Annotated in this window: 2 protein-coding genes; both read left to right on the top strand. The window is 58.1% G+C overall.

Features of this window, described 5'->3' with window-relative positions; all coding sequences use genetic code 11:
* The first annotated feature begins 79 nt into the window (after nucleotides 1-79).
* Nucleotides 80-475, top strand: coding sequence for a hypothetical protein (locus A2I95_RS42185; protein ID WP_291738190.1), 396 nt, complete (start codon nucleotides 80-82; stop codon nucleotides 473-475).
* Between the two features lie 62 nt (nucleotides 476-537).
* A partial coding sequence (locus A2I95_RS42180; protein WP_291738189.1) for a methylmalonyl-CoA mutase family protein occupies nucleotides 538-1023 on the top strand: 486 nt, incomplete at its 3' end.

The raw sequence follows: 1023 nt of genomic DNA, 5'->3' as shown, positions 1-1023 counted from the left end.
TAAACCGTGAACACAGGCCTGCTTGCCCATCGCAAATCCCAGGTCGTATCCTGACGAACACACTTGGAGTGGTACGACAGTGTATGATGGCGATTCCTTTTTTACCCTCTCCCGGGGAGGACAAATCGGTTTGGCCATGCTGTCACTGACATTGTGGGGCAGTTGGTTCTGGATCGTTCGCCGCCTAACCCGGTTCTCGCCCCTGTGGGCGCGCCTTGTCTCTGCAATCGCGGCATTTTGGCTGTTTGTCTGGCTCTCTCCCCAGGTCTATTACATGTATTACCTGATGGTGATCAGCGGCTTGCCGATGCAAATTGTCGTCCAAACCCCGCCTGACCTGTCCGATTTGGGCCACTTGCTGCTGTTTCAATCGGGTTTTAGCCTCTCGGCTCACAGCCAGGCAATCCTGGGGTGGAGCCTGATCCTGGCCGCAGCAAAGAAATCGCCGCAGCGCAGCGAATTGACAGCGCCATAATATTCCAATAACTCAGGCTGCAACGTAAGAAAGTTGCGCAACCTGATTCAAGAGGCCCGTACATGTCGCAGACGCAGAAAGATCGCCAGCCGGATCGTCCATGGCTTATCCGGACCTATGCCGGTCACTCCACCGCAAAGGCGTCGAACGCATTGTATCGTGCCAACCTGGCCAAGGGCCAGACCGGCCTGTCGGTGGCCTTCGACCTGCCGACACAGACCGGGTATGACAGCGACCACGTGCTGGCGCGCGGCGAAGTGGGCAAGGTCGGGGTGCCGGTCGGTCATCTGGGCGACATGCGGGCGCTGTTCGATCAGATCCCGCTGGAGCAGATGAATACCTCGATGACCATCAATGCGACGGCGCCCTGGCTGCTGTCGCTTTACATCGCGGTGGCCGAGGAACAGGGCGCGGATGTCGCCAAACTGCAAGGCACGGTGCAGAACGATCTGATCAAGGAATACCTGAGCCGCGGCACCTATGTCTGCCCGCCCAAGCCAAGCCTGAAAATGATCGCCGATGTGGCCGAATACTGCTATACCAACGTG

Source organism: Leisingera sp. F5 (genome assembly GCF_001593695.1).
This window is presented reverse-complemented; position numbering and strand designations above follow the sequence as displayed.